This window comes from Komagataeibacter xylinus, from assembly GCF_031081985.1.
GTDB lineage: Bacteria > Pseudomonadota > Alphaproteobacteria > Acetobacterales > Acetobacteraceae > Komagataeibacter > Komagataeibacter xylinus_E.
The window spans coordinates 148,435-171,831 of the sequence record NZ_JARWSK010000005.1; the positions used below are offsets into that span (position 1 = coordinate 148,435).

The following is a 23,397-nucleotide window of genomic DNA, read 5'->3' on the forward strand; positions in this document are numbered from 1 at the left end:
TCATCTCATGGTGTTTTATCTACCCTTTACCCTCGCGGCCCTCAGTCCTTCAGGGGCTGGAGGATCTGGCTCAGTATGGTCGTGGTGGCTGGCTCGCGATGGAAGTCGAGGCAGCTTTCAATCCCTTCCAGATGCCGCGCCATCAGGGCGGAGGCTTCGGCATAGTCATGCGCCCCAAGTAGCTCGAGCAGGTCGTGATGATCGGAGGACAGGCAGCATGTCGTGTTCTGTCGCTCATACATGGTGATGATGAGCGACATGCGCAGGATCAGTTCGCCGGTAATGCTTTTCAGCACTTTGTTACCCAGTTCCTCGATCAGTGTCAGGTGAAACTGGCCGGAAAGATAGATCATGGCAATCGCGTCATGCGCCGCATGCGCCTGGGCTTCCTGCGTCATGATCCGGCGCAGTCGCTCCGCCCCCTGCGCGGAAAGCTTGCGGTAGGGACGCGCGAGCAGGCTGACCTCGATCAGGCGGCGGCTGGCCAGCACGTCACGCGCCTCCTGCGGGGAGGGGCGGCTGACAAAAGCCCCGCGCCCCGGTTCCAGCGTGACGATGTGCGAGCGCGACAGCAGCAGCAGCACCCGGCGGATCTTGGCGCGGTTGGAGCGAAATATCTGGGCAAGCTCTTCCTCGGGCAGCTTGCTGCCTGGTGCCAGCTTGCGTTCCAGGACCGCCTTGCACAAGGCATCAGCAATGCGCGCTTCTTCCTTGGCAGATGATCCCATGGCCGGTGCCTCCCCTCCCCTTTTGCTGAAACGCATTTCTGTTGGGGCAGTCTGGCGTTTCCGTCAAGAGGCTTGATATTGTAAACAATAATGGTTGACGAAATACGTTTCCAAATCATACTGACTGACAGAGGCCACTGCCATGGCCCCCTTGAATCATGATTGGATGCCTGCCCGTGTCGCGCCTGCTGCTTATCAATCCCAATACCGATACAGACATGACGCAACGCATGGTGGCGTATGCCGAAGCCCAGTTTGCCGGTGCTGTCGCGGTTGAGGCGGTCACGGCCCGGTTTGGGGCGCGCTACCTGACCAACCGCGTTTCCGTAACCATTGCAGGCCATGCGGTGCTCGATGCGCTGGCCTGCGCGCGCGGCCCGTTTGATGCGGTGCTCGTGGCCTGTTTTGGCGACCCGGGGCGCGAGGCGCTGGCCAGCCTCTGCCCGGTGCCGGTCGCGGGCATGGCGCAGGCTTCCCTCATACGGGCGGCACGGCTGCCGGGGCGCTTCTCCATCGTGACCGGCGGCCCGGAATGGAAGCCCATGCTCGTCAATCTGGTGCAGGCCATGGGGCTGAGCGCGCGGCTGGCATCCATCCGCATCCTGCCCGCAGCAGGCAATGTGCTGGCGCAGGGCGGGGCTGCCGCCTGCCGCGAAATCGCGCGCGCGTGCAATGACGCGGTGCGGGAGGATGGCGCTGCCCGCGTGGTGCTTGGCGGTGCGGGGCTGGCAGGCTTTGCCGCGCGGATTGCGCCAGATGTAAATGCTCCGGTCCTGTGCTCCCTGCATGAAAGCCTGCACGAAGTCCTTAACCTTCTGTCGCGCCCCGTGCTGCCGCAGCACCCATGGCAGAGCATGGAAACGGTGGGCCTGTCCGCCGAATTGCGCCGTTACCTGGCCTCTGGCGCGACCGTACGCGCCCGCCAGGATTGAAATCCATTTTTGTAAACAATATGCGTTGACACATATTTTAAACCGATATTATCCTCTATCCGTAATGAGAGACATTTCTCTCAAGTATCATTCCATGTCGCGATCCTGGCCTGCCGGGCGGGATAGAGAATAAGGACACCGGCAATGTACCTTGACGGAAAAAGCCCGACCGGATCGTATCCCTCCAGGCAGGCCGTGCCGCTGCTCCGTTTTTCCGTTCAGGCACCCGGTCACCGGTTTTTTCTGGTGCTGACAACCGCGCTGGTGTTCGGTGCGCCGCGCGCGGCGGCCCTGGCCCGCACGGTCCCGGCCCACGACACGCATGCGCACGACGCCAATCACGCCACCGCGCAGCCACAGGGCGTAAAGGCCACGGGTGGTGCCGAGCAGATCCGGGTGGGCGCCAGCGTTGTCCATTCACCCGATGGCGTGACCGGGCGCGCGCCCGGCGGTGGCCTGATCCAGAAACAGACCGCGCCCAAGGCCCGCAGCACCGTCACCCCCGATTACATCATGAAGCAGTCACCCGCGCAGAACGCCTATAACGCCGTCAAGCTGCTGCCGGGCATCGTGGTGGCCAATACCGACCCTGCCGGCCACGAAAAATCCGCCCTGAGCATGCGTGGCCTGACGCAGGACCAGATTGCCAATGTATGGGAAGGCATGCCGCTGAGCAGTATCGGTGGCTACAACCTTGACGTGGCATGGGTGACCGATAGCGAGAATATCGGCAGCGTTTCCGTGCAGCCCGGCTCATCCAACCTCGATACGCCCGCCATCAACGGCTCGGGCGGCATGTTCGAGTTCAAGACCCGCGATCCCTCAAAGAAATTCGGCGGGCTGGGCGATGTGGGCGTGGGCAACCGCGACTATACCCGCCAGTTCCTGCGCGTGGATACGGGTGAATGGGGCAAGACGGGCATCCGCTCCTACATCTCGTTCTCCAACCAGCATGACACGTTCTATCACGGCCCCGGCCAGGAGGACTTCAAGCATATCGACTTCAAGATCCTCAAGGAATGGGGGGATGGCAACCGTGTGTCGCTGGTCGGTGGCTTTACACGCGGCATTATCGGCAACGAGCCCTACTGGGACATGACCATGGCCAGCTGGAAGCAGAAGGGGCTGAAGAACGAACTCGCCGGTTCCTACAACCTCAATGATGCCGCTGGCGGCACCGATTACTGGAAGCTGAACTGGCTGCATTCCAAGACCTTCAACATCGCCGCCCCCTCGCACTTCAACTTCGGGCGGCTCGGGCTTGATGTTACGCCTTACATTGCCGCCAACCAGAAGGTTTACGGCTCCGGCTTTGAACTCAACGACCAGGTGTACAATGGCTATGGCGGCAGCCCGCAATCCATTGTCATTCCCGGCCAGCAGGCGGGCCAGTCCTCTGGCGTGGCCGAGCAGTACAGCAGCCTCAATGAAATGCGTGGCGGCGTGAACGCCAAGCTGAGCTACAAGGTCGGCAATCACCATGTCTATCTGGGCTACTGGTTCGATTACGACAATTCGACCAACCTTGTCGGCTATACCGGGGTAAGCAGCGGGGGCGACCCGGCAACATCATGGGGGCGGGCGCGCAACTCGCTGCGACTGGGCAACGGGCAGGTTTTCTATTCCCAGAACTACAGCGACATTTCCACCGTCAACGGCATCTATGCAGGCGATACGGTCACGCTGCTCAACGGACGGCTGGTGCTTGATGGCGGCATGCGCGTGACCATGATCCACCGTGACGGCACCGACAACATTCCCGGCCTGCAGCGCAAGGTCAGCGCCAACGAGTTCATGCCGCTGCCCACGCTTGGCGGGCATTTCCAGCTCAACAAATACGTGCAGATCTTCGGCGGGGTCTCGACCGGCGCCAAGGCGCCGCCTGACAGCGCCATGATCACCACCATCAACCCCAATACAGGGCAGATCGCCAATCAGGGCCAGACCCACATCCATGATGAATATAATATTACCGAAGAAGTGGGCATGCGCTACACCGGCAAATACATCATCGGCTCCTTTACCTACTTCCATTACAACCTGTCGCATCATCAGGTTTCCACCTCCATGTTCCTCGGCAACGAGGCCATCGGGCAGGTGATTGACGCAGGCAACCAGACGACCAACGGGTTTGACGCGGAAATCGGCACGCGCCCCATCCACCATTTCCGCCCCTATGCGTCCATGCAGTATCTGCACTCAACCATCAACAACAATATCCAGGGGCTGCCCACCAAGGGCAAGATGGCCGTCGATACGCCCACATGGGCGGCCTCGCTCGGGGTGGACTGGGATAACGGCATCTTCTTCTGGAATTATGGGCTGAACTACTTCTCCAAACAGTATTCAACCTTCATGAACCAGGAAGCACTGCCCTCGCTTTACACCATGAATGCAACAGTGGGCGCGCGCCTGCCGCGCAACAGCCTGGTCGGGCGCGGGCTGAGCTTTCTCAAAAGCCCGGAAGTCATGCTGTGGGTCAACAACATGATCGATACCCATGCCTATTCCGCCATCAACAGTGTCAGCCTGACCAATACCACCATCGGCAAGATCCAGGGCACGGCGCCCACCTACAATACGCTGGGGCGTTTCTCCGCCGTGGTCACCTTCCGGGCCGGTTTCTGAACGGGCGCCGCGCAATGGCATACATGGGCCTGCATGACCTTCACACGACTGCCACACCCGGGCATAGTGACCTGCGGGGGAGCGGTGTATGAACATGCGGGCACGACCGGAAGCGGTTCCATCTTCTCCAGCCATGCAGCCTGCCGCGCACGATGACAGGTTGCGCAACAGCGACCTGCTGCCCGCGGCAAAGCAGGACTGGAACTGGTACGACTACCTGTCTTTCTGGATGTCGGATGTGCATAGCGTTGGCGGCTATGTCACGGCGGGCAACCTCTTTACCCTCGGCCTGCCTTCGGGGCTGGTTTTTGCCGCCCTGCTGGCGGGCGTGCTGATTGTAAACGCCCTGTGCAACCTTGTGGCGGTGCCCAGCCAGCGCACGGGCACGCCGTTTCCGGTTATATGCCGCATGTCCTTTGGCGTGCTTGGCGCCAATATTCCCGCGCTGATCCGTGGCGTGATTGCCGTATGCTGGTACGGCATACAGACATGGCTCGCCTCGAACGCGCTGGTGGTGCTGACCCTGCGCCTTGCTCCCGGCCTGACGCCCTGGGCCGAGGTCAGGCTGCACGGCATGCTGGGGCTTTCCGTTGTGGGATGGGGCGCATTTGCCCTGTTATGGCTGGTGCAGGCCGCCATTTTCTGGCGGGGTATCGAGACAGTCCGCCGGTTTATCGAACTGGCGGGCCCTGCCGTATATGCCATCATGATCGCGCTGGACCTGTATCTGCTACACCATGTGGGGTGGCGTCATTTTTCCTTGCGGATTACCGGAACCGGCACTCCCCTGCATGGAGGTGCACTGGTATGGGCCAGCGTGAATGCCGTGGCGCTTGTCGTATCCTATTTTTCCGGCCCCATGCTCAATTTTGGTGATTTCGCCCGCTACGGGCGCAGTCCAGCCGATATCAGGCGCGGCAATTTCTGGGGGCTGCCGTTCAATTTCATCGGGTTTTCGGCCCTGACAATCTGCACCATTGCCCTGACCGCACCTGCTTTTGGCCATGTCATGATCGATCCGGTGGAAACGGTCGCGCATATCGACAGCCTGACAGCGGTCATATTCGGCATGCTGACATTCATCATTGCAACGGCGGGCATCAATATCGTGGCCAATTTTGTCTCGGCCTCGTTTGATTTTTCCAACCTTTCGCCCCGGCATATCAGCCTGCGCGGCGGCGGCATGATTGCAGCGGCTGGCTCCATCGTCATCATGCCATGGAAACTGTATGGCAACCCACAGGTCATGCATCTGACACTCGATGTGCTGGCAACGTTTATCGGCCCGTTATTTGGCATTCTTGTCTGTGACTACTATATCGTGCGCCGCAGCAAGGTTGATGTCGCGGCACTTTATACCACCAGCGTGCAGGGCCGTTACTGGTACCGCAACGGGGTCAACCCGGCGGCTGTCCTGGCCCTGCTCATTGCGGTGGCGGCGGGGAGCGCGAGCGTGTTCGTGCCGGCGTTCTCGGCCCTGTCTGAATTTGCGTGGTTTATCGGGTGCCTGACGGGCGGGGCGTGTTACCTTGCCCTGATGAAATCAGGCCGTGCCGGCAACACGCCGCCCTGACAGGGGCGCAGCCTGCACATATCCCGCCCCTGACCGAGAGACTGTTTGAAAAGTTAGCTCAGGAAACATCCAGCAATCATAAGAAAGTTTTGGTGAAGCTTTTTTCAAAAAGGCAGCACTCAAAAACTTTTATTGTTTTTTATCAATGCGTTGTTTTCAAGCATTCTTTCAGGCAGGGTCGAAGTGTTCATCTGCCGCCATGATCGCACGCATCAGCACGTTTGCACCCGCCACGATATCATCGGGCGCGGCATATTCCGCCTCGTTGTGGCTCAGCCCGTCACGGCAGGGAATGAAGATCATTGCCGTCGGGCAGATCCGGGCCATGTAGGCTGCATCATGCCCCGCGCCGGAAATGATGTCGCGATGGCTCAGCCCCGCCTTCCGGGCTGCATCGCGCACCATGTTCACACAGGCGGGGTCAAACGGCACGGAAGGCGAGCCCCAGCTCTCCTCGATCGAGAGTTCAATACCCGCTTTGCCCGCAATGGCGGCCGCCTGCGCGCGAAAATCGGATTCCATTGCATCAATCACGGCATCATCGGGGTGGCGCAGGTCCAGCGTCATGCGCACTTCGCCCGGCACCACGTTGCGGCTGCCCGGACTTGCATCAATGATGCCGATGGTTGTCTTGGCATCCGGCCCGTGCGCTGCCGCCACCTCCGCCGCCAGCACCATCAGGCGGGCCGCCGCGAGCAGGGCGTCGCGGCGCAGTTCCATCGGGGTGGTACCAGCATGGGCTTCCTGGCCAATCAGGGTCACGTCAAACCAGCGCATGCCCTGCACGCCTGTCACGACGCCAATGGTTTTGCCCTCGTTTTCCAGCACCGGTCCCTGTTCGATATGCAACTCGAAATAGGCGGCAAGCGGGTGCGCGCCACAGGGTTCATCGCCTTTATAGCCAATCGCGAGCAGGGCATCACCCAGACGGACCCCATCACGGTCGGTAAGGCCATAAGCCTTCTCAAGCGTAAAGACGCCGCTAAAAACACCCGATGCCGTCATGGCAGGGGCAAAACGTGCCCCCTCTTCATTGGTCCAGTTGGCCAGTTCGATTGAGTGACGCGGCACGTATCCCGCCGCCCGGAAGGCCCGCAGCACGGCCAGGCCGCCCAGCACGCCATAAATGCCATCATACCGGCCGCCGGTGGGCTGGGTGTCGAGGTGGCTGCCCATCATCAGTGGCGGCAGGGTCGGATCACTCCCCTCCAGGCGCAGGAACTGGCTGCCCATGGTATCGACCGTAAGGGAACAGCCAAGGGCCTCACCCTGGGCTGCCAGCCAGTCACGAACAAGGCGGTCCTCCGCCGAAAGGGCCAGCCGGCGGATCCCGCCGCGTGGTGTTGCGCCAAAACGGGACGTGAAGACAATATCCTCGTTCAGGCGGGAGCCATCAATCGTGATATTGGCGTTCTTGTGCATCTGGCTCATCTTCTTTCATGCTCCTGTGCCGCTGGCGGCTGCGAAAGTCAGCATCCTGTTGCGCCGGGCGTCGAGCCGGGCCAGCCCTCTTCTTCCTGCCACCTGAGCGCTAATTCATATTTTCAAGGTAACTGGAGAAATCACGGATAAGAACATGTTTTTCGCTATTTTTTCTGTAAATAATATGATAATTTTCCGTTATGTTATTCTTGCATTTTATTTCAGAAAGGCTTCCATTCTCAAGTTCATCCAGCACAAGAACCCTGGGCAGCAGGGCAATGCCGATCCCGCTCATGGCGGCGCCAATAATGGTCATGTACTGGTCAAACAGGGTGCCGTTGACTGCTTCGGGGTAAAAGCCCTGGTTTTCAAACCAGCGTTCCCACATATCCGGTCGGGACGTGAAGTGGAGCAGCGGCGCCTCCCCCATATCCTCCACCTGTTTTACGCGGAACCGGGCCAGCAGGGTTGATGCGCATACAGGTATGATAGGCACGGACAGGATTTCACGCACCACCATTTCGTGGTCATCATCCGTTGGCAGGCGGATGCAGACGTCTATATTATCCTGCCGCATGTCAGAAATGAGGTTGATGTCCACATCGGGGTGCAGGACATGAAAATCCTTCAGGGCTGGCAGCAGCCAGCGTGCGCCAAGTGTTGCATCAATCCCGACATTGATGGACCGCCCGCTCGGGCAGGCCCGGAACCCCAGCGTTGCCTGCGATATGAGGGCAAGGGCGCTGCGGATCTCGACAGCGTATAATTCGCCCGCACGTGTCAGCCTTACGGTCTGGCGGTCACGCACGAAAAGGGAGGAGCCAAGCCGTTCCTCAAGCATGCGGATGTGGCGGCTGATGGCGCTCTGGGTCAGGTTCAGTTCACGCGCGGCGGCGGTAAAGCTCAGATGCCGCGCCGATGCCTCGAACGAGCACAGGAACGTAATGGAAGGCAAAAAACGGCGTATGAAGGTCATGACCCGATCCTTTGTTCACCACGTAGCTGCACATCTGCACGGCGGCATGAAAGCTGTTTGCGGATGGCGTAGATGGCCAGGAAAAACAGGACCGTGAGGAAACAGAACACCACGGTCGCGCGCTGGTCCGCCCGGCTGAACATGGCAATGAACGTGACGACACTGAACGCGATGACCAGCGCCGTGCGCAGGACATGACCCAATGCCTGCCTGCCTGCCGTAGCCCTGAACAGGGTGTAATGCGCCGTCGAGATCATGACATACACGACCAGCACGACCGCCCCGCTACAGTTGAGCAGGAAGGAAAACACGCCGCCGGGTGACAGGATGGAAGAAAACGCCACCAGCACCACGCACTGCATGATCATGACCGTATGCGGCACCCCGATGCGCGCCAGCGTGGTCAGGAAGGGGAAATGCCCCGGCATGACATCCTTCCACGGCGTGACGAGCAGGATCAGCAGGAGCGAACACAGGTAAAAGGAACAGATGTGCAGGCCGCCGCCTATGGCGCCGCCCAAGGCGATCATCGAGATATGCCGCTGCTTGAGTTTGGATGATACTGCCACCGGCCCCTGCAATTCAGCATTTCCCTTTAGAAGATCATGACCAATGGCACCAGGCGGGAAAGCTGTCGTCTCCCGGGCACCATCATGTTGTTAAACTGAAACATTGCATACCCAGCCCCCTGCAAACAACGTTTCATAATGAAGTCATAACATTTTGGAATGACAACGGGCGCAGACAGGGTGAGAGGAGTGGCGCGCAGGAAACAGATCGGGGCAGGCGGCCGGGTCAGTGCGCCTGCATTGCCGCAAAATGCACGGCAAGCTCTTCGAGGGATTTTTCCTGTATGGTTTCATACAGTTCGAATGGATCAATTACCTTACGGCCCAGCGCTGCCTCCAGTTCGGCGCGCGATCCCTGGCTGTCGTAACCCTGGCTGCTCCCGCTGCCAAGATTGGAGCGAAAGATGCCCGCGGCGCTGATGGGCAGAAAGTCCTCATACGTAATCGGAATGGCCTGCACCCATCGGGCAGCCAGCCAGTCGGGCAGTGTCGTGCCGGTGGCCACGGGTCGGGCCGCTTTCCCTTTCTGTGTCAGGGCATAGCGGAAATAGGCAAGCCGCTGTTGCCGGAGGGCCTGCAGATCATCGGGAAAATCCCGGAAAGCATCCCGCAGGCGCGCGTCATGGTCGTGGCCTGCGGGGTGCTCGCCCGCGCGTGCCTTGTGCAGGCAGGCATCATACAGGGCACGGCCTTCAGGCGTCAGGGCCATGCCACGCTGTTCGATCTCGCCAAAGCGCGCCGTATGGGTGCCGCGCTGCATCGCGGCGCCATCAGGAAAGGAAATGACCTCCTCCAGCGCCTTGAAACTGGTCTGCCGGAGCAGGATGGCCTCCATGCGGCGGGGCGGGCCTTCTATGTAGTCTTTCGCATCAATGCCCCGGCGCAACATTTCGGCCTGTGCTGCATCAATATCGAGCACGCGCGGGGTCAGGTGGTTGATATGCGGCCCCTGAAAGGCCGCGACATCCGCCACAAGCCGGTGGGCTGCATGCATTTTGCGGTAGGTCTCGATATCGACAATGGCCTGACTGTGCCAGCGGAAGATGGCCAGCACCTCGGCTATGAATTCCTGCGCGTCACTTTCAGCCACGCCGCCGTTACGCTCGGCATTTTCCAGCAGGGCCAGTCCACGTTCCGATATGATCCGGCGCCGCTGCAGAACCTTTTGCGCCTGTGCGCGCAGGGCGGGATCTTCAATCAGTTCAAGCCTGAGCAGGGATGTAAAGATACGAAACGGGCACGCGCGCAGTGCCGCCTCATCCACCGGGCGGAATGCGGTCGAATGCACCGGCACGCCAGCGGCTGCAAGATCGTAATACCCAACAGGATACATGCCCAGCACCGCGAAGATACGGGCAAGCAGGGCCAGCTCGGCCGCCGTGCCCACGCGCACCGCGCCATGCCGCTCAAGGTCAAGCCGCGCGCGTTCACCCGTATCGGCAAGGGACTGGTCCAGCGCCGGATCATTGTGCAGGACCGTGGCATTGACATGCGCCACGATATCGAGAAGCGTGCCGTAAAGAGGCACCTCTCGGCGGTACATGTCCGACATGCCAGCGGCAAACAGGCCGCGCAGTGAATCTGTCGTTACAAACTGGTTCATTCCCTGCTTCCGTCGCAATATGGGTCCGGACGCATATGCCCCGCCCTTCAGCGTGAAGGACGGGGCGTGTGTCGTGTGTCAGACGTCGAATTTGACGCCCTGCGCCAGCGGCAGGGTCCTGCCGTAATTGACGGTGTTCGTCTGCCGGCGCATGTAGCCTTTCCATGCATCCGAGCCGGATTCACGCCCGCCGCCGGTTTCCTTCTCGCCACCAAAGGCTCCGCCGATTTCCGCACCGGACGGCCCGATATTGACATTGGCAATGCCACAGTCGGAGCCTGCGGCCGACAGGTAGCGTTCCACCTCGCGCACGTCATTGCTGAAAATGGAGGAAGACAGCCCCTGCACCACGCCGTTCTGCAGCGCGATCGCCTCTTCCAGCGTGTCGTATTTCAGCACGTACAGGATCGGCACGAAGGTTTCCTCCAGCACCGGGCCAACCTGCTGCGGCATTTCAACCAGGGCGGGACGGGCATAAAAGGAATCCGCGCCATTTACATCGACCCGGCCACCGCCATGCACCGTGCCGCCAGCCTTGCGGGCGGCCTCAAGGCTACGTTCCATGGCGCTGAAGGCATTGCCATCAATCAGCGGGCCGACCAGTGCATCGGAGGTCAGCGGGCAGCCAACGCTGATATTCGTATAAACCTGCTTCAGCCTGGGCACCAGCGTGTCATAGACATCCTTGTGCACGATCAGGCGGCGTAGCGTGGTGCAGCGCTGGCCCGCCGTGCCCATGGCGCCAAAGGCCACCGCACGCAGCGTCATGTCCAGATCGGCCGAGGGCGTGACGATGGAGGCATTGTTGCCGCCAAGCTCCAGGATGGAGCGACCAAAGCGCTTTGCCACGGCCTCGCCCACGGCACGGCCCATGCGGGTGGAGCCGGTGGCCGAGATAACCGGCACGCGGGCATCATCAACCATCTGGCGGCCCGTCGCGGCATCACCAATCAGCAGGGTGGCCAGCCCTTCGGGCACGCCGCCATACGCCTTGACCGCACGCAGGAAAAGCGCATGGGTGGCAAGGGCGGTCAGGGGCGTCTTTTCAGAGGGCTTCCAGATGATGGAATCACCACAGACCAGCGCCAGGGCCGCATTCCATGCCCAGACCGCCACCGGGAAATTGAAGGCGGAAATGATGCCAACAGGCCCCATGGGGTGCCACTGTTCCATCAGGCGGTGGTCAGGGCGCTCGGACTGGATGGTCAGGCCGTAAAGCTGGCGCGACAGGCCGACCGCGAAATCGCAGATATCGATCATCTCCTGCACTTCGCCCAGCCCCTCGGACAGGACCTTGCCCACCTCGATCGAGACCAGCCGGCCAAGCGGCTCCTTGTATTCACGCAGGATATTGCCAAGGATGCGCACCAGTTCACCGCGCTGCGGGGCGGGCACGGTGCGCCATTGGGCGAAGGCGCTGCTGGAGGCTGCGATGATGGCATCCGTCTGTTCGGGGCTGACCGTGACCACGCTGGCAATGGTCTCGCCCGTAACGGGGCTGCGCACCTTCAGGCTACCGGCAGTCCAGGCGCTTTCAGGCACGCCGACCTGCCCGAGGAGTGTCCGTATCTCGGCGGTGATTGTGGTCATGTTGCTTCTTTTCCTTCCCGGAATGAAAACAGGATGCTCTTCTTACAGGCGATCAAAAACGGCGTGAACCGCCGTTGAGCCGAAACGATAGATGGTTTCGCGCGCGATGCGCAGGGGGGGGTGTTTGATATGCGTAAGGGGCAGCGGCATGTCGGCATCCGCCAGTTCACCACAGATGCGCCGCGCCAGTATCTGCCCGAACATGGTGCCGGGTGAAATGCCACGCCCGTTGAAGCCGCTGATGGAGAGCACCTGCTCATCAAGCCGGTGGTAGCGTGGCACGGAATCCATGGTCATGCCGATGCGGCCATACCATTCCGATTCAAACGCGATGTCGCGCAGCATGGGGTAGATGCGGGTCAGCGCCCGGTGCGCCCACTGCCGGTGGATGTTGCGCTCGATCATGCCAAGCGACCCGACACTGCCCACAACCAGCCTGCCCGCCTGGTCCAGCCGGAAGGATGTCAGGACCTCGCGCGTGTCCCAGACGCCCTGCTTTTTGGGCAGGATCAGCTCAAGGCATGCGGGCGGCAGCGGGCGGGTTGCGATATTGAAATAAGGCAGATGGATCTGCTCTTCACGAATTTCGGGCCATAGCTGGTCGGTATAGGTATTGGTTGCAACAATGACCCATTGCGCCTTCACGCTGCCCCGGGGCGTGCGCACGAGCCAGCCCCCATCCTCGCGGTACACGCTGGATACGGGACTTGCGGTGTGGATTTCAGCGCCTTCCGCCATGGCGGCGGCGGCCAGTCCGCGCGCATAGGAAAGGGGCTGGATCGTGCCCGCGCGGGCATCAAGCAGAGCGGCCCTGTAAGCGTGGCTTCCCGTCAGCCTGCGGGTCTCGCCTTCACCAAGCAGGGTTACGGGCGCGCCAAGCTGCTGCCATTCCTTCTCGCGCTGCTGCAGGTTGCGCACGCCGGCATGGTCCGGCGCGCAGTGCAACGTGCCGGTGGGCTCCGCCTCGCACATGATGCCGTATTTCCTGACCAGCGAGAAAACGACTTCCGGCCCCTGCCCGAGCAGGGAAAGCACACGTTCGCCATAGGTCTGGCCCAGCGTACGCATCACATCGGATGGCATGAGCCACAGCCCGGCATTGACCAGCCCGACATTGCGCCCCGAACCACCATAACCGATTTCCTGGCCTTCCAGCACAACGACTTTCCTGCCCGCGCCTGCAAGGTGCAGCGCTGCGGAAAGCCCGGTATATCCGGCGCCGATAATGGCGACATCGGCAGTGGTGTCCTGTGTCAGGCATCCTGTAACCGGCGCATCACAGGCGCTTTGTGCCCAGAGGCCATGGCTACGGGGGTCGTTTGTTACACCCATTCTGTTGCATCCTGATTGCCTGTGATCATTCCATCACGAATCATCAATACACAAGGAGCAAGCCTTGTCTGGGCAATCATTTCCTGTTTCCCATAAAAGGCAAAACGTTATTGCATCATAGACTCATGATGAAATGGAATGACCCAGCCCCCTGCCCGCGCGCATGCTGGTAGTGTCTCGTTATGATTCCGTTATGTCATGCAGCAGAAATCCGCCCCCTGCTGCGTGAACAGGCCATTGCCAATATCGCACTGCCCCGTCTTTTGTTGAGGGCAGGTCATTACGGCCTCGCTGTCGGTCCGGGTGGTCAATGATGGCCTGCACTGGATGTGCTGGTCAGTGTCAGCAGGATCAGGCGGCCTTCGTGCAGGACACCTATCGCCCGATCCGTAACCTTGCCCTGCATTTCGGGTTCAAATCGGTGCTCAATACGACACGGGTAGGCGATGGTTACCTCAACCAGAGTTACTACGGCAATATTGGCAACATCACCAGCGGCGAGAGCCAGACAATCGCCAAGCCGTTCCTGCCCCATATCGGCGAGGACTGGACGTTCCTCAAAAATCATGAACTGTTCATCGATATTTCAGAGAACGTCCATACTTATGCTGAATCGGACTTCAAGCTTTCAAACTCGCCTTTTGCCGTGACACAGGATGCCTACAATAATTCGCGCAACAGCATCCGGCCCGAGACGGCATGGACCTATGCCATTGGCTATCGCTACCACGACAGACTGCTGAACGCATCGGTTTACGCCTACCGGACCAACTTCAATAACCGCCTGCAGCAGGTTTCATCCGGCCCGGCCGTCAACCCGGTTTCCACCGTGGCCAATGTGGATGGGGTGACCATGAACGGCGTCGATGCGGCCCTGATCATCACGCCGCTGCGCAACCTCGCGATCACAAACAGCATCAGCTACAACCATGCTGTCTATGACAATAACATGACGGATTCAGACGGCACGCACCTGACCCGCGGGCAGCAGGTCGTCAACTATCCGCGCTTCATGTACAAGGCACGGCTGTCATATGACTGGCGGGCGCTCAGCTTTTATATTGATGGCAACTATGTTGGCCAGCGCAATTACTCTTACGATGGGGATTACCGCGTACCGGGTTACTGGCTGTCAAACCTTGGCCTGCAGTGGCATGCGAAGAAAACAACGGATACCAGCCCGCGCCTTGGTGGGTTCCTGCGTGGGCTGCCCCTGTCGTTCAACCTGACCAATACCCGTTATATCGCCACCATGGGCGAGAACGGCAACCCGATGACAGCCTCTTCAGCCTATACCGACCAGTCCATGCTGATCGCCCCCCCCCCCGCATGGCGTTTGGCGCCATCAAGGCGGATTTCTGACAGCCCTCTTCCACGTGGCATCATGTTTTAATTTAACCCCCCTCCGGAATTTCGCCATTTTTATTTATAAATATCCCTTCTGTATTTTCAAAACGGATCGCAGCTTTCGTGCCGCCTGTTCCGGCCCCCATCCGCCGTGCCCAAAGATACCGGCTGTTCATATATGATGTTGCGAATCATATATTATCGTGGAATGGATATATTATTCTGAAGCCAACCCCTTCTGCGCCGCCCGCCAGAGAGGCACCCTTTCACAGACCGGAACAGAAATTCATGTCAGTTCATGACACGTTTGCCCCTGCGTTTTCGTCCCGTTCCCCCTTGCGTCAGGCCATTGTAAAGGCGATCCGCCAGCCCGAAGCCTTATGTGTCGAGGCACTGACCCCCGCCGCAACCCTGAGCGCTGCGGAAAGCACGCAGACGGAAGCTCTGGCAACCCGCCTGACCGAAGGCCTGCGGGCGGAGCGCCATCCCGGCCTTGTGGAAACACTGGTGCAGGAATTTGCCCTTTCCTCAGCCGAGGGCGTGGCGTTGATGTGTCTGGCCGAAGCCTTGCTGCGCATTCCCGACATGGCCACGCGCGATGCGCTGATTGCCGACAAGATCGGTGATGGCGACTGGCTGGCGCATGTGTCGCGTGACCGGCCGCTTTTTGCCAATGCCGCGGCCTGGGGGCTGGCGCTGACGGGTGAAGTCGTGGCCCGGCATGATGAAAAAACCCTGAAATCCGCCCTGCTGGGCCTTGTTGCCCGCGGCACCCGGCCTGCCATCCGCAAGGCGGTTGATGCCGCCATGCGGCTCATGGGCGCGCAGTTCGTGCTTGGCGAGACCATCGGGCAGGCCCGTGAGAACAGCGCCGGGCTGGAAGAGGCTGGCTTTTCCTATTCCTATGACATGTTGGGCGAAGCCGCCTTTACCGCACAGGACGCCAACCGCTACCGGCAGGATTACCTTGACGCCATCAACGCCATTGGCCGCAGCGCACGCGGCACCAATGTGTATGAACGGCCGGGCATTTCCATAAAGCTTTCAGCCCTGCACCCCCGTTATGCCCGCGCCCAGCGCGAGCGGGTCATGACCGAGCTGCTGCCCGTGGTGCAGGAACTGACCCTGCTGGCGCGGCGTTACGATATCGGGATTAATATCGATGCCGAAGAAAGCGAACGGCTCGACCTGCTCGAAGCGCTATGCCATACGCCCGGCCTCGAAGGCTGGAACGGGATCGGCTTTGTTGTACAGGCTTACGGCAAACGGTGCCCGTATGTGCTGGACTTCATCATCGACCTCGCCCGCCGCAGCAACCACCGCCTGATGGTACGGCTTGTAAAAGGCGCTTATTGGGATAGCGAGATCAAGAAAGCACAGGTCGACGGGCTCCCCGATTTTCCCGTCTATACGCGCAAATGCCATACCGATATCAGCTACATTGCCTGCGCGCGCAGGCTGCTGACAGCGCGTGATGTCATCTTCCCGCAATTTGCCACGCATAATGCCCGCACGCTGGCAACCATCCACACGCTGGCGGGTGAACCCTTTGAAGTAGGGTCCTATGAATTCCAGTGCCTGCATGGCATGGGCGAGCCGCTTTACCGGCAGGTGGTTGGCCCGACCGGACTGAACCGGCCGACCCGTATCTATGCCCCGGTTGGCACGCATGAGACCCTGCTGGCCTATCTGGTGCGCCGCCTGCTGGAAAACGGGGCGAATTCCTCCTTCGTGAACCAGATCGGCGATGAATCGATCCCGGTCTCGACACTGGTGCAGGACCCGCTGGCCATCGCGCGCGGCTTTACGCCCTATGGTGCCCCCCACCCAGACATACGCAGGCCCTGCGACCTGTTTGGCACGGAACGCCGCAATTCCGCCGGTCTGGATCTGGCCGATGACCGGGTCCTGTCAGAGCTGGTAGCCGGATTGCAGGCCGCCCCGAACAACTGGAAAGCCGCCCCCCTTGTTGTTGGCGTGCAGGCTGACGGCACGGCCCTGCCCGTCACCAACCCGGCCAACCACAGCGATCAGGTGGGAACGGTCATCCCGGCTACACCGGAGATGGTAAAACAGGCCATAACGGCGGCCCAGCCTGCCTGCACCGGCTGGGCAGGCACACCACCCGCAACCCGTGCCGCAATACTGGAAAAAGCATCCGGCCTGCTGGAATCCCGGCAGGCCGAACTGCTGGCCCTGCTCTCGCGCGAGGCCGGTAAATCCCTGCCAAACGGCATTGCCGAAGTGCGCGAGGCCGTGGACTTCCTGCGCTATTATGCCGCCACCATCCGCCGGGACTTTGATAACGCCACCCATGTGCCCCTTGGCACGGTGGCGTGCATCAGCCCATGGAATTTTCCGCTGGCCATCTTTATGGGCCAGATCGCCGCAGCCCTTGCCGCAGGCAATGTGGTTGTTGCCAAACCGGCGGAAGAAACCCCGCTGGTTGCGGCCCTTGCCGTAGGAATCCTGCATGAAGCTGGCGTGCCAGCAGGCGCCGTACAACTGCTGACCGGTGAAGGCGATATCGGCGCGGCGCTGGTGGGCGATGACCGGGTCATGGGCGTGATGTTCACGGGCTCCACTGCCGTGGCGCAGGCCATCAACCGCCAGCTTGCAACACGGCGCACGCATGTTGGCCAGCCTGTACCGCTGATTGCGGAAACTGGCGGCCAGAACGCCATGATTGTTGATTCCTCCGCCCTGGCGGAACAGGTGGTGGCGGATGTCGTGGCATCGGCCTTTGACAGCGCGGGGCAGCGCTGCTCCGCCCTGCGGCTGCTATGCGTGCAGGAGGACTGCGCCGATCATGTCCTGACCATGCTGCGTGGCGCCATGCGGGAACTGAAGATGGGCAACCCCGCCCTGCTTTCCACCGATGTCGGTCCGGTCATTACGGCACAGGCGGCAGATGGCATTACCCGGCATATCGCGGATTTCCGCAACAAAAAGGCACCTGTCTTTGCCCTGCCCATGCCGCAGGGCTGTGCAGATGGCAGCTTTGTTCCCCCCACCCTGATCGAGATCCTGAACGTGCAGGAAATGGGCAGCGAAGTGTTTGGCCCGGTCCTGCATGTCCTGCGATATGCGCGCCGTGATCTCGATCAGCTTCTGGCTGATATCAATGCAACCGGATATGGCCTGACCTTCGGGTTGCATACCCGTATTGAAGCCACTGTGCGGCATGTGCTGTCGCGGGTGGAGGCAGGCAACCTGTATGTCAACCGCAATACGATCGGGGCGGTGGTGGGCGTGCAGCCCTTTGGCGGGCGGGGCCTGTCTGGCACGGGGCCCAAGGCGGGCGGCCCGCTTATCCTGCGCAGGCTGCTGGCACTGGCCCCTGCGCTACCACCGCTTGTGCGCGGGCAGGCACAGCCAGCCATGACCTTATGGACGGACTGGCTGCGCGGCCAAGGGGAAGTGGCAGCGGCTGCCACGGCGACAGCCCTGCGCGACAGGCCGCTGAGCGGTGGCGCGCTGGCCCTGCCTGGCCCGGTGGGGGAGGAAAACCTCTATAAACTGACCGCCCGTGGCAATGTGCTCTGTATCGCCACCGGCAAGGCCGCGCTGTATGACCAGATCTCGCTGGTGCTGGCCGGGGGCAATACCGCCCTCGTGCTGGGCAATGCCGTGCCGCCTGCATGGTACGCCACATTGCCTGATGTCGTGCAGGCCAACGTCAGACCGGTGGACAACGCCACGAGCGAACCCTGTGCCGTTATCCTGAGCGAGAAGGATGACGCGGTCCTTGCCGCGGCCCGGCTGGCACTATCCGTTGGCGACCAGCCGATCCTCTCCGCATGGCTGACAGGGGGCGGCCTGCCCGGTGCCGAATGCGTGCTCGAGGAGCAGTCCGTCAGCATCAACACCACGGCGGCGGGTGGCAATGCCAGCCTGATGACGCTGAACTGACATTATTGCCGGCCCGTCTGTGTCATGATGGGCGGGCACAGCCGACGAAAGGCAGACCATGCCCTTGCCGCCGCCAGCCCAATGCAACGGCTTCCTTGCAGTCCCGGCATGATACCCTGACATGAACCGCATGGCATAGGTTTCATATGCCCACTGTCTATGCCTGCCCGTAGACTCCCGATAAAGTCATGCCGCCTGTGCGCGAACAGGCAGGATTTGATGCCTCACCCTGAAAAGGACCGAAACGCCATGTTGCCATCTTCCATTTTCGATGCAGGCAACGGGCAGAAACGCGGCATCGCCTCGGTCATGATCAGCACGGCGCTCCGCACTGCCATCGTGTCAGGCGTGTTACCGGCAGACCAACCCCTGCCCCAGTCTGAACTCGCGGCGGGGTTCGGTACCAGCATCATCCCCGTGCGGGAGGCGCTCAAGCAGCTTGAAGCCGAAGGGCTGGTCATGTTCATGCCCAACCGGGGCGCCATGGTTACGGGCATGACGGAAGACGATATTATCGAATATTCAGAAATTCGGGCCTCGCTGGAAGAAATGGCAGCCCGGCACGCGGTCAGCCGGATGTCGCGCGTTGACCTTGCGCGGATAGAGGATGCCTATGATGCCTTCGTGCAGGGGGCCGCGCAGGCAACGGGTCGGCACCGTTCGGGGGAACTGAACCGGGCCTTTCACAACGCGATCTATGCCGCCGCCCAACGCCCGCGCCTGCTGGAAATGATTGATGACCTGCACATACGACTCAACCGCTATATCCGCAGCCATCTGGAAATTGCAGGCCGCAAGGAGGCCACGGATATCGAACACGCAGCCATCATGCAGGCCTGCCGCCGCCATGATGCGGAAGAAGTGGCACGTTTGACAAAGCAGCATATTCTTGAAGCCGCGGATATTTCCGTAAAGGTCATTCGCGCGCGCATGGCTACGCCCTGACACAACCGGACAGGATCATCAGAAACTGTTTGAAAACAGATCATTATAAAAAATGATAAAAGTTTTTGGGTGCCGCCTTTTTTCAAAAAGGCGGCGTTCTTCTCAGCTTTTTGAAAAATGGACACGCTGGTCCACGCCTTCATCCATTCGGAATGCGCAGAAGCATCCGTCCGTGTAGCACTCGACGATGCCGCTCCCCTCTATCGGGAAAGCCGCAGAAGTGCGACAGGCGGGGAATGACATCCTCCAGCGCTTTATGCGTGAGGTCCTGCCGAATGCCCCGAACGATGAGCGCAAGCCTGGCAGGTGACCTCATCAGGACGACTTTCGGTGCCGTCGGCAAGGCGTTCTCGGAGTGAATAGCCCCTACCCTCCTTCGCTGACCAAACTGCCAAGGCACTCGTCCTGGAAGGGGCGCCAATGCCGTCCGGCGCTACCTGAATCGGATATGCGGCCAGCAGCTACGCGTGAGGTTTAACGGGCGATTACCGTGGGGAAGCATCCCGAAAATGATCGAGTTTGGAAAATGGTCAAGATTGATGGATCCGCCCAGTCGGGCTTTGGCAAAGCCGAACCCAGAACGAACCATCCGGTCTGGCCTGGCAAGCGCGGGTGAGAGCAGTTCTGTTCTTCTTCAGGCGCCTCACCTATATGTATCACCCGGCACATATTGGGGACCAGGATGACGAAGACGCCTGCAGCACGACGCGGCAGACCGCGTACCTTTGATCGGGACGCAGCGCTCCGACGCGCCATGAACGTGTTCTGGCAGCATGGTTTTGACGGTGCGTCGATGACTCAGCTTGTCGATGCCATGCAGATCAACTCGCCCAGCATTTACGCCGCCTTCGGCAGCAAGGAAGACCTCTTCCGCGAGGCGGTCGAACTTTACGTCGCATCCGATGGCGGTTCGACCATGCGGGCGCTGACCAATGACGGTGACGTGCGCGATGCGCTACGATCGATGCTGGCCGAGACGATCCTGACCTTTACCCGCCATGACGAACCGCGCGGTTGTCTGATCGTGCTTGGCGCGCGCCATCTCGGGCCTGTCGGTGATCCTGTCCGTGCCTTCCTGCGCGACCAGCGCGAACGCATCCGCATCCTGCTCGCAGAACGTCTGTTGAAGGCGAAACAGAAGGGCGAACTGGCACCCGAAGCTGATGAGAAGGCGCTCGCGACCTGCGTCATGACGTTCCTCAATGGGATATCGATCGAAACCGTAGATGGCACGTCACAACCGACGCTTCTCGCTGCGGCCGAACTGTTCGTGGATCGCCTGCTCCCCCGCTGATATTATGTGCTACCCGTCACAGAATCCTTGCAGACAAGCACTGGGCAATATATGTGCTGCGTATCACATAAAGGATGATGTGCATGCGACCTGCCGGATTTTTGATCGGTGAACCTGTCTCCGGCTCTGGTTCGGTAACGGACGTTCCCCTTCTGCCGGATGGCCTTGCTAACGCCTTCAAGAGCTATCTGGTCTCGAAACAGCCGGAATCCCTGCTCGTAGCACGTCAGGCCTTTTTTGCACCCTACGCCTGACAGACAGGAAACACGACATGACCCAACCGTCCCTTACACACGGCATGGCCCAGATTGGCGACGTGCGCCTCCATTATGTCCGCGCCGGTCAGGGTGAGCCGGTGCTGCTCATCCATGGCTGGCCCCAGACGTGGTACGAATGGCATCGCGTCATTCCCCACCTTGTCGAGGCTGGCCATGAAGTGATCGCAGTCGACATGCGCGGTGCCGGAGATTCCTCGCGGCCCGCCAGCGGCTACGACAGCAACACCGTCGCCGACGAGTTGCACGCACTCGTCCGCCACCTTGGCTTTGCAACCATCCGCCTAGTGGCGCACGATAACGGCGCACGGGTGGCCTATGCCTATGCCGCCCGTCATCAGGCCGAGGTAAAAAGTCTGGTGTTCCTCGAAAGCAAGATCCTCGGCATAGAAAGCGACGATGATGCATCGAAGGAATATTGGCACTTCGGCTTCCATCAGGAGGCAGACCTGCCGGAATTACTGCTTGCCGGGCGCGAGCGCGCGTATCTCAGCTTCTTCTTCAAGCGCTATTCGTTCGACCCGCGTTCGATCACGGAAACCGATATCGACGAATATGTCCGCTGCTATAGCGGGCTTGGTGGAATGCGCGCCGGTTTCAGTTACTACCGCGCCTTTCCCGAAACCGCAGTGCAAAGCCGCGAACTGGCGAGAACGAAGTTGAAGATTCCGGTCCTTGCCTATGGCGGATCACATTGCATGGGCGAGATTCCGCTTCGCTCGATGAAACTGGTGGCCGAGGATGTGCAGGGTGGCGTCATTCCGGACTGCGGCCACTGGGTACCCGACGAGAAACCGGAATGGATCGCGCGGGAGATCAACAGGTTTCACGGGGTCCAAGGCTGAAAAGACCAGGCCGCATTGTGAGACAACATTTCCAAACTCGCAACTTGACGATGTTACCGATCAGTACCCACGGTCGGGACACGTAACTTTTCGGTCAGTCATATGAAGCTTTCCAAAGCCCGAAACAAGGGAACGCAACGCCCGCACGTCTTCGTTCTGGTGGTCGGGCTCACCTTTCTCTCGCTGCTGGTTTCCGCCGGTGTCCGGGCCACGCCCGGCGTGCTGATGATGCCGTTGCAGGACGCCTTGGGCTGGAGCCGCAGCAGCATTTCCGTCTCCGCCGCCGTGGGGATATTTCTGTACGGGCTCGTCGGGCCTTTCTCCGCCGCCCTCATACAGAAGTTCGGCATCCGCCGCATGCTGATTGGTGCGCTGCTGCTGATCGGTCTATCGACGCTCATGTCACTTGGCATGACGCAGCCCTGGCAGTTCTTTCTGACCTGGGGCGTCCTGACCGGTTGCGGCACGGGTGCGGTGGCAATGGTGCTGGGCGCCACGGTGGTGAACCGCTGGTTCGTGGCCCGGCGCGGCACGATCATGGGGTTGCTGGCGGCCAGCACCGCAACGGGTTCATTACTTTTCCTGCCGGGTCTGGCAGCACTTGCCCATCATTTCGGGTGGCAGGCGCCTGTCATGGCCGTTGCCGCAACCACCCTGATACTGGTGCCCCTTGTTGCTCTTTTTCTGCCCGAACACCCTGCTGATTGTGGACTGGTGCCACATGGGGCGGAACCAGATCATGAGCCGCTGCGCTATACAGACCAGAACCCTTTACGCACGGCCATAACGGCCCTGCTGGTGGCTGCGCGCAAACGAGACTTCTGGTTTCTGTTCGCGACCTTCTTTGTATGTGGCTTCACTACGAACGGGCTGATCGGCACGCATTTCATCGCAATCTGCGCTGACCATGGCATCGGGGAAGTTCCGGCGGCAGGATACCTTGCCATGATGGGAATGTTCGATCTTGTCGGCACCACCCTATCCGGCTGGCTGACAGACCGGCTGGATGCGCGCTGGCTGCTATTTTCCTATTATGGACTGCGGGGGCTGTCGCTGATTGCGCTACCCTTCATCGATTTCTCGCCTGAAAGCCTGATGATCTTCGGGATATTCTACGGCCTCGACTGGATCGCAACGGTTCCGCCAACCCTGCGCCTATCCAACATGGCATTTGGGGAACGCTCTGCCCCGATCGTATTTGGCTGGATCGTGTTCGGGCACCAGATTGGTGCAGCCTGTGCGGCGTCTCTCGCAGGCATGCTGCGACAGGCGCAGGGAAGCTATCAGGACATGCTTGTCCTGGCGGGCGCTGCTGGAATTGTGGCAGCATTTCTTGCCGTAAGCATAGGTAAGGGCCGTGCCCTACGAAAACAGTGAACTGACCGGATCATTAAAGAATATTGCATGATTTTTGGAGGAACCGGAT

Annotated in this window: 18 protein-coding genes; 11 read left to right on the forward strand and 7 right to left on the reverse strand. The window is 60.4% G+C overall.

Annotation, left to right across the window (positions count from 1 at the left end; all coding sequences use genetic code 11):
* Positions 1 to 41 precede the first annotated feature (41 nt).
* Positions 42 to 728, reverse strand: coding sequence for a GntR family transcriptional regulator (locus QEG70_RS11045; protein ID WP_308720706.1), 687 nt, complete (start codon positions 726 to 728; stop codon positions 42 to 44).
* A gap of 158 nt (positions 729 to 886) precedes the next feature.
* On the opposite strand from QEG70_RS11045, the gene QEG70_RS11050 reads away from it, so the two are divergent.
* From QEG70_RS11050 to QEG70_RS11060, 3 genes are all read left to right on the forward strand, one after another.
* On the forward strand, positions 887 to 1,660 hold the full coding sequence (locus tag QEG70_RS11050) for an aspartate/glutamate racemase family protein (RefSeq protein WP_308720707.1): 774 nt from the start codon (positions 887 to 889) through the stop codon (positions 1,658 to 1,660).
* A 144-nt stretch (positions 1,661 to 1,804) separates the two neighbouring features.
* Positions 1,805 to 4,288, forward strand: coding sequence for a TonB-dependent receptor (locus tag QEG70_RS11055; RefSeq protein ID WP_308720708.1), 2,484 nt, complete (start codon positions 1,805 to 1,807; stop codon positions 4,286 to 4,288).
* A gap of 88 nt (positions 4,289 to 4,376) precedes the next feature.
* Entirely contained in the window at positions 4,377 to 5,861 is a 1,485-nt protein-coding gene (locus tag QEG70_RS11060) for an NCS1 family nucleobase:cation symporter-1 (protein WP_308720709.1), read from the forward strand.
* 168 nt (positions 5,862 to 6,029) lie between these two features.
* Here the strand turns inward: QEG70_RS11060 and QEG70_RS11065 are convergent, their stop codons facing one another.
* The 6 genes from QEG70_RS11065 to QEG70_RS11090 all read right to left on the reverse strand — a co-directional run bounded on the left by QEG70_RS11065 (position 6,030) and on the right by QEG70_RS11090 (position 13,353).
* A complete protein-coding gene (locus QEG70_RS11065; protein WP_308720857.1) occupies positions 6,030 to 7,283 on the reverse strand; it encodes a M20 family metallo-hydrolase in 1,254 nt (417 codons plus the stop codon).
* A gap of 109 nt (positions 7,284 to 7,392) precedes the next feature.
* The gene (locus QEG70_RS11070; RefSeq protein ID WP_308720710.1) at positions 7,393 to 8,259 is read right to left on the reverse strand and encodes a LysR substrate-binding domain-containing protein; all 867 of its coding nucleotides are present in this window, start codon (positions 8,257 to 8,259) and stop codon (positions 7,393 to 7,395) included.
* Positions 8,256 to 8,828, reverse strand: a complete 573-nt coding sequence (locus QEG70_RS11075; RefSeq protein ID WP_308720711.1) for a hypothetical protein — start codon at positions 8,826 to 8,828, stop codon at positions 8,256 to 8,258. The genes QEG70_RS11070 and QEG70_RS11075 overlap by 4 nt, the downstream gene beginning before the upstream one ends.
* Positions 8,829 to 9,054: 226 nt before the next feature.
* Positions 9,055 to 10,431 (reverse strand): 2-oxoadipate dioxygenase/decarboxylase HglS, encoded by a 1,377-nt coding sequence (gene hglS, locus QEG70_RS11080; protein ID WP_308720712.1) that lies wholly within the window; start codon positions 10,429 to 10,431, stop codon positions 9,055 to 9,057.
* Positions 10,432 to 10,509: 78 nt separating this feature from the next.
* Positions 10,510 to 12,021, reverse strand: coding sequence for an L-piperidine-6-carboxylate dehydrogenase (gene amaB, locus QEG70_RS11085; RefSeq protein WP_308720713.1), 1,512 nt, complete (start codon positions 12,019 to 12,021; stop codon positions 10,510 to 10,512).
* A 42-nt stretch (positions 12,022 to 12,063) separates the two neighbouring features.
* Complete coding sequence (locus QEG70_RS11090; RefSeq protein ID WP_308720714.1) at positions 12,064 to 13,353, reverse strand: NAD(P)/FAD-dependent oxidoreductase; 1,290 nt, start codon at positions 13,351 to 13,353, stop codon at positions 12,064 to 12,066.
* A 364-nt stretch (positions 13,354 to 13,717) separates the two neighbouring features.
* Here QEG70_RS11090 and QEG70_RS11095 point away from each other — a divergent pair, with 364 nt between their 5' ends.
* The 8 genes from QEG70_RS11095 (at position 13,718) to QEG70_RS11130 (ending at position 23,348) form a co-directional block, all read left to right on the forward strand.
* Positions 13,718 to 14,746 (forward strand): TonB-dependent receptor domain-containing protein, encoded by a 1,029-nt coding sequence (locus QEG70_RS11095; protein ID WP_308720715.1) that lies wholly within the window; start codon positions 13,718 to 13,720, stop codon positions 14,744 to 14,746.
* A 242-nt stretch (positions 14,747 to 14,988) separates the two neighbouring features.
* A complete protein-coding gene (putA, locus tag QEG70_RS11100) occupies positions 14,989 to 18,612 on the forward strand; it encodes a bifunctional proline dehydrogenase/L-glutamate gamma-semialdehyde dehydrogenase PutA (RefSeq protein WP_308720716.1) in 3,624 nt (1,207 codons plus the stop codon).
* A 249-nt stretch (positions 18,613 to 18,861) separates the two neighbouring features.
* Positions 18,862 to 19,557, forward strand: a complete 696-nt coding sequence (locus QEG70_RS11105; RefSeq protein WP_308720717.1) for a GntR family transcriptional regulator — start codon at positions 18,862 to 18,864, stop codon at positions 19,555 to 19,557.
* Positions 19,558 to 19,674: 117 nt separating this feature from the next.
* Positions 19,675 to 19,797, forward strand: a complete 123-nt coding sequence (locus tag QEG70_RS11110) for a hypothetical protein (protein ID WP_308720718.1) — start codon at positions 19,675 to 19,677, stop codon at positions 19,795 to 19,797.
* Positions 19,798 to 20,311: 514 nt separating this feature from the next.
* Positions 20,312 to 20,851: a TetR/AcrR family transcriptional regulator gene (locus QEG70_RS11115; RefSeq protein WP_308720719.1), complete on the forward strand. Its 540-nt coding sequence runs from the start codon at positions 20,312 to 20,314 to the stop codon at positions 20,849 to 20,851.
* Positions 20,852 to 20,934: 83 nt separating this feature from the next.
* Positions 20,935 to 21,105: a hypothetical protein gene (locus tag QEG70_RS11120; protein WP_308720720.1), complete on the forward strand. Its 171-nt coding sequence runs from the start codon at positions 20,935 to 20,937 to the stop codon at positions 21,103 to 21,105.
* 17 nt (positions 21,106 to 21,122) lie between these two features.
* Positions 21,123 to 21,971 carry an alpha/beta fold hydrolase gene (locus QEG70_RS11125; RefSeq protein WP_308720721.1) on the forward strand — a complete coding sequence of 283 codons (849 nt, stop codon included), beginning with the start codon at positions 21,123 to 21,125 and terminating at the stop codon, positions 21,969 to 21,971.
* A 102-nt stretch (positions 21,972 to 22,073) separates the two neighbouring features.
* Positions 22,074 to 23,348 (forward strand): MFS transporter, encoded by a 1,275-nt coding sequence (locus QEG70_RS11130; protein WP_308720722.1) that lies wholly within the window; start codon positions 22,074 to 22,076, stop codon positions 23,346 to 23,348.
* The last annotated feature ends 49 nt before the right edge of the window (positions 23,349 to 23,397 follow it).

What these genes read in the sequence shown, in the direction of transcription:
- QEG70_RS11045 (WP_308720706.1), bottom strand. Translation starts at nt 728, where the DNA reads ATGGGATCATCTGCCAAGGAAGAAGCGCGCATTGCTGATGCCTTGTGC.
- QEG70_RS11050 (WP_308720707.1), top strand. Translation starts at nt 887, where the DNA reads ATGATTGGATGCCTGCCCGTGTCGCGCCTGCTGCTTATCAATCCCAAT.
- QEG70_RS11055 (WP_308720708.1), top strand. Translation starts at nt 1,805, where the DNA reads ATGTACCTTGACGGAAAAAGCCCGACCGGATCGTATCCCTCCAGGCAG.
- QEG70_RS11060 (WP_308720709.1), top strand. Translation starts at nt 4,377, where the DNA reads ATGAACATGCGGGCACGACCGGAAGCGGTTCCATCTTCTCCAGCCATG.
- QEG70_RS11065 (WP_308720857.1), bottom strand. Translation starts at nt 7,283, where the DNA reads ATGCACAAGAACGCCAATATCACGATTGATGGCTCCCGCCTGAACGAG.
- QEG70_RS11070 (WP_308720710.1), bottom strand. Translation starts at nt 8,259, where the DNA reads ATGACCTTCATACGCCGTTTTTTGCCTTCCATTACGTTCCTGTGCTCG.
- hglS (WP_308720712.1), bottom strand. Translation starts at nt 10,431, where the DNA reads ATGAACCAGTTTGTAACGACAGATTCACTGCGCGGCCTGTTTGCCGCT.
- amaB (WP_308720713.1), bottom strand. Translation starts at nt 12,021, where the DNA reads ATGACCACAATCACCGCCGAGATACGGACACTCCTCGGGCAGGTCGGC.
- QEG70_RS11090 (WP_308720714.1), bottom strand. Translation starts at nt 13,353, where the DNA reads ATGGGTGTAACAAACGACCCCCGTAGCCATGGCCTCTGGGCACAAAGC.
- putA (WP_308720716.1), top strand. Translation starts at nt 14,989, where the DNA reads ATGTCAGTTCATGACACGTTTGCCCCTGCGTTTTCGTCCCGTTCCCCC.
- QEG70_RS11105 (WP_308720717.1), top strand. Translation starts at nt 18,862, where the DNA reads ATGTTGCCATCTTCCATTTTCGATGCAGGCAACGGGCAGAAACGCGGC.
- QEG70_RS11110 (WP_308720718.1), top strand. Translation starts at nt 19,675, where the DNA reads ATGGACACGCTGGTCCACGCCTTCATCCATTCGGAATGCGCAGAAGCA.
- QEG70_RS11115 (WP_308720719.1), top strand. Translation starts at nt 20,312, where the DNA reads ATGAACGTGTTCTGGCAGCATGGTTTTGACGGTGCGTCGATGACTCAG.
- QEG70_RS11120 (WP_308720720.1), top strand. Translation starts at nt 20,935, where the DNA reads ATGCGACCTGCCGGATTTTTGATCGGTGAACCTGTCTCCGGCTCTGGT.
- QEG70_RS11125 (WP_308720721.1), top strand. Translation starts at nt 21,123, where the DNA reads ATGACCCAACCGTCCCTTACACACGGCATGGCCCAGATTGGCGACGTG.
- QEG70_RS11130 (WP_308720722.1), top strand. Translation starts at nt 22,074, where the DNA reads ATGAAGCTTTCCAAAGCCCGAAACAAGGGAACGCAACGCCCGCACGTC.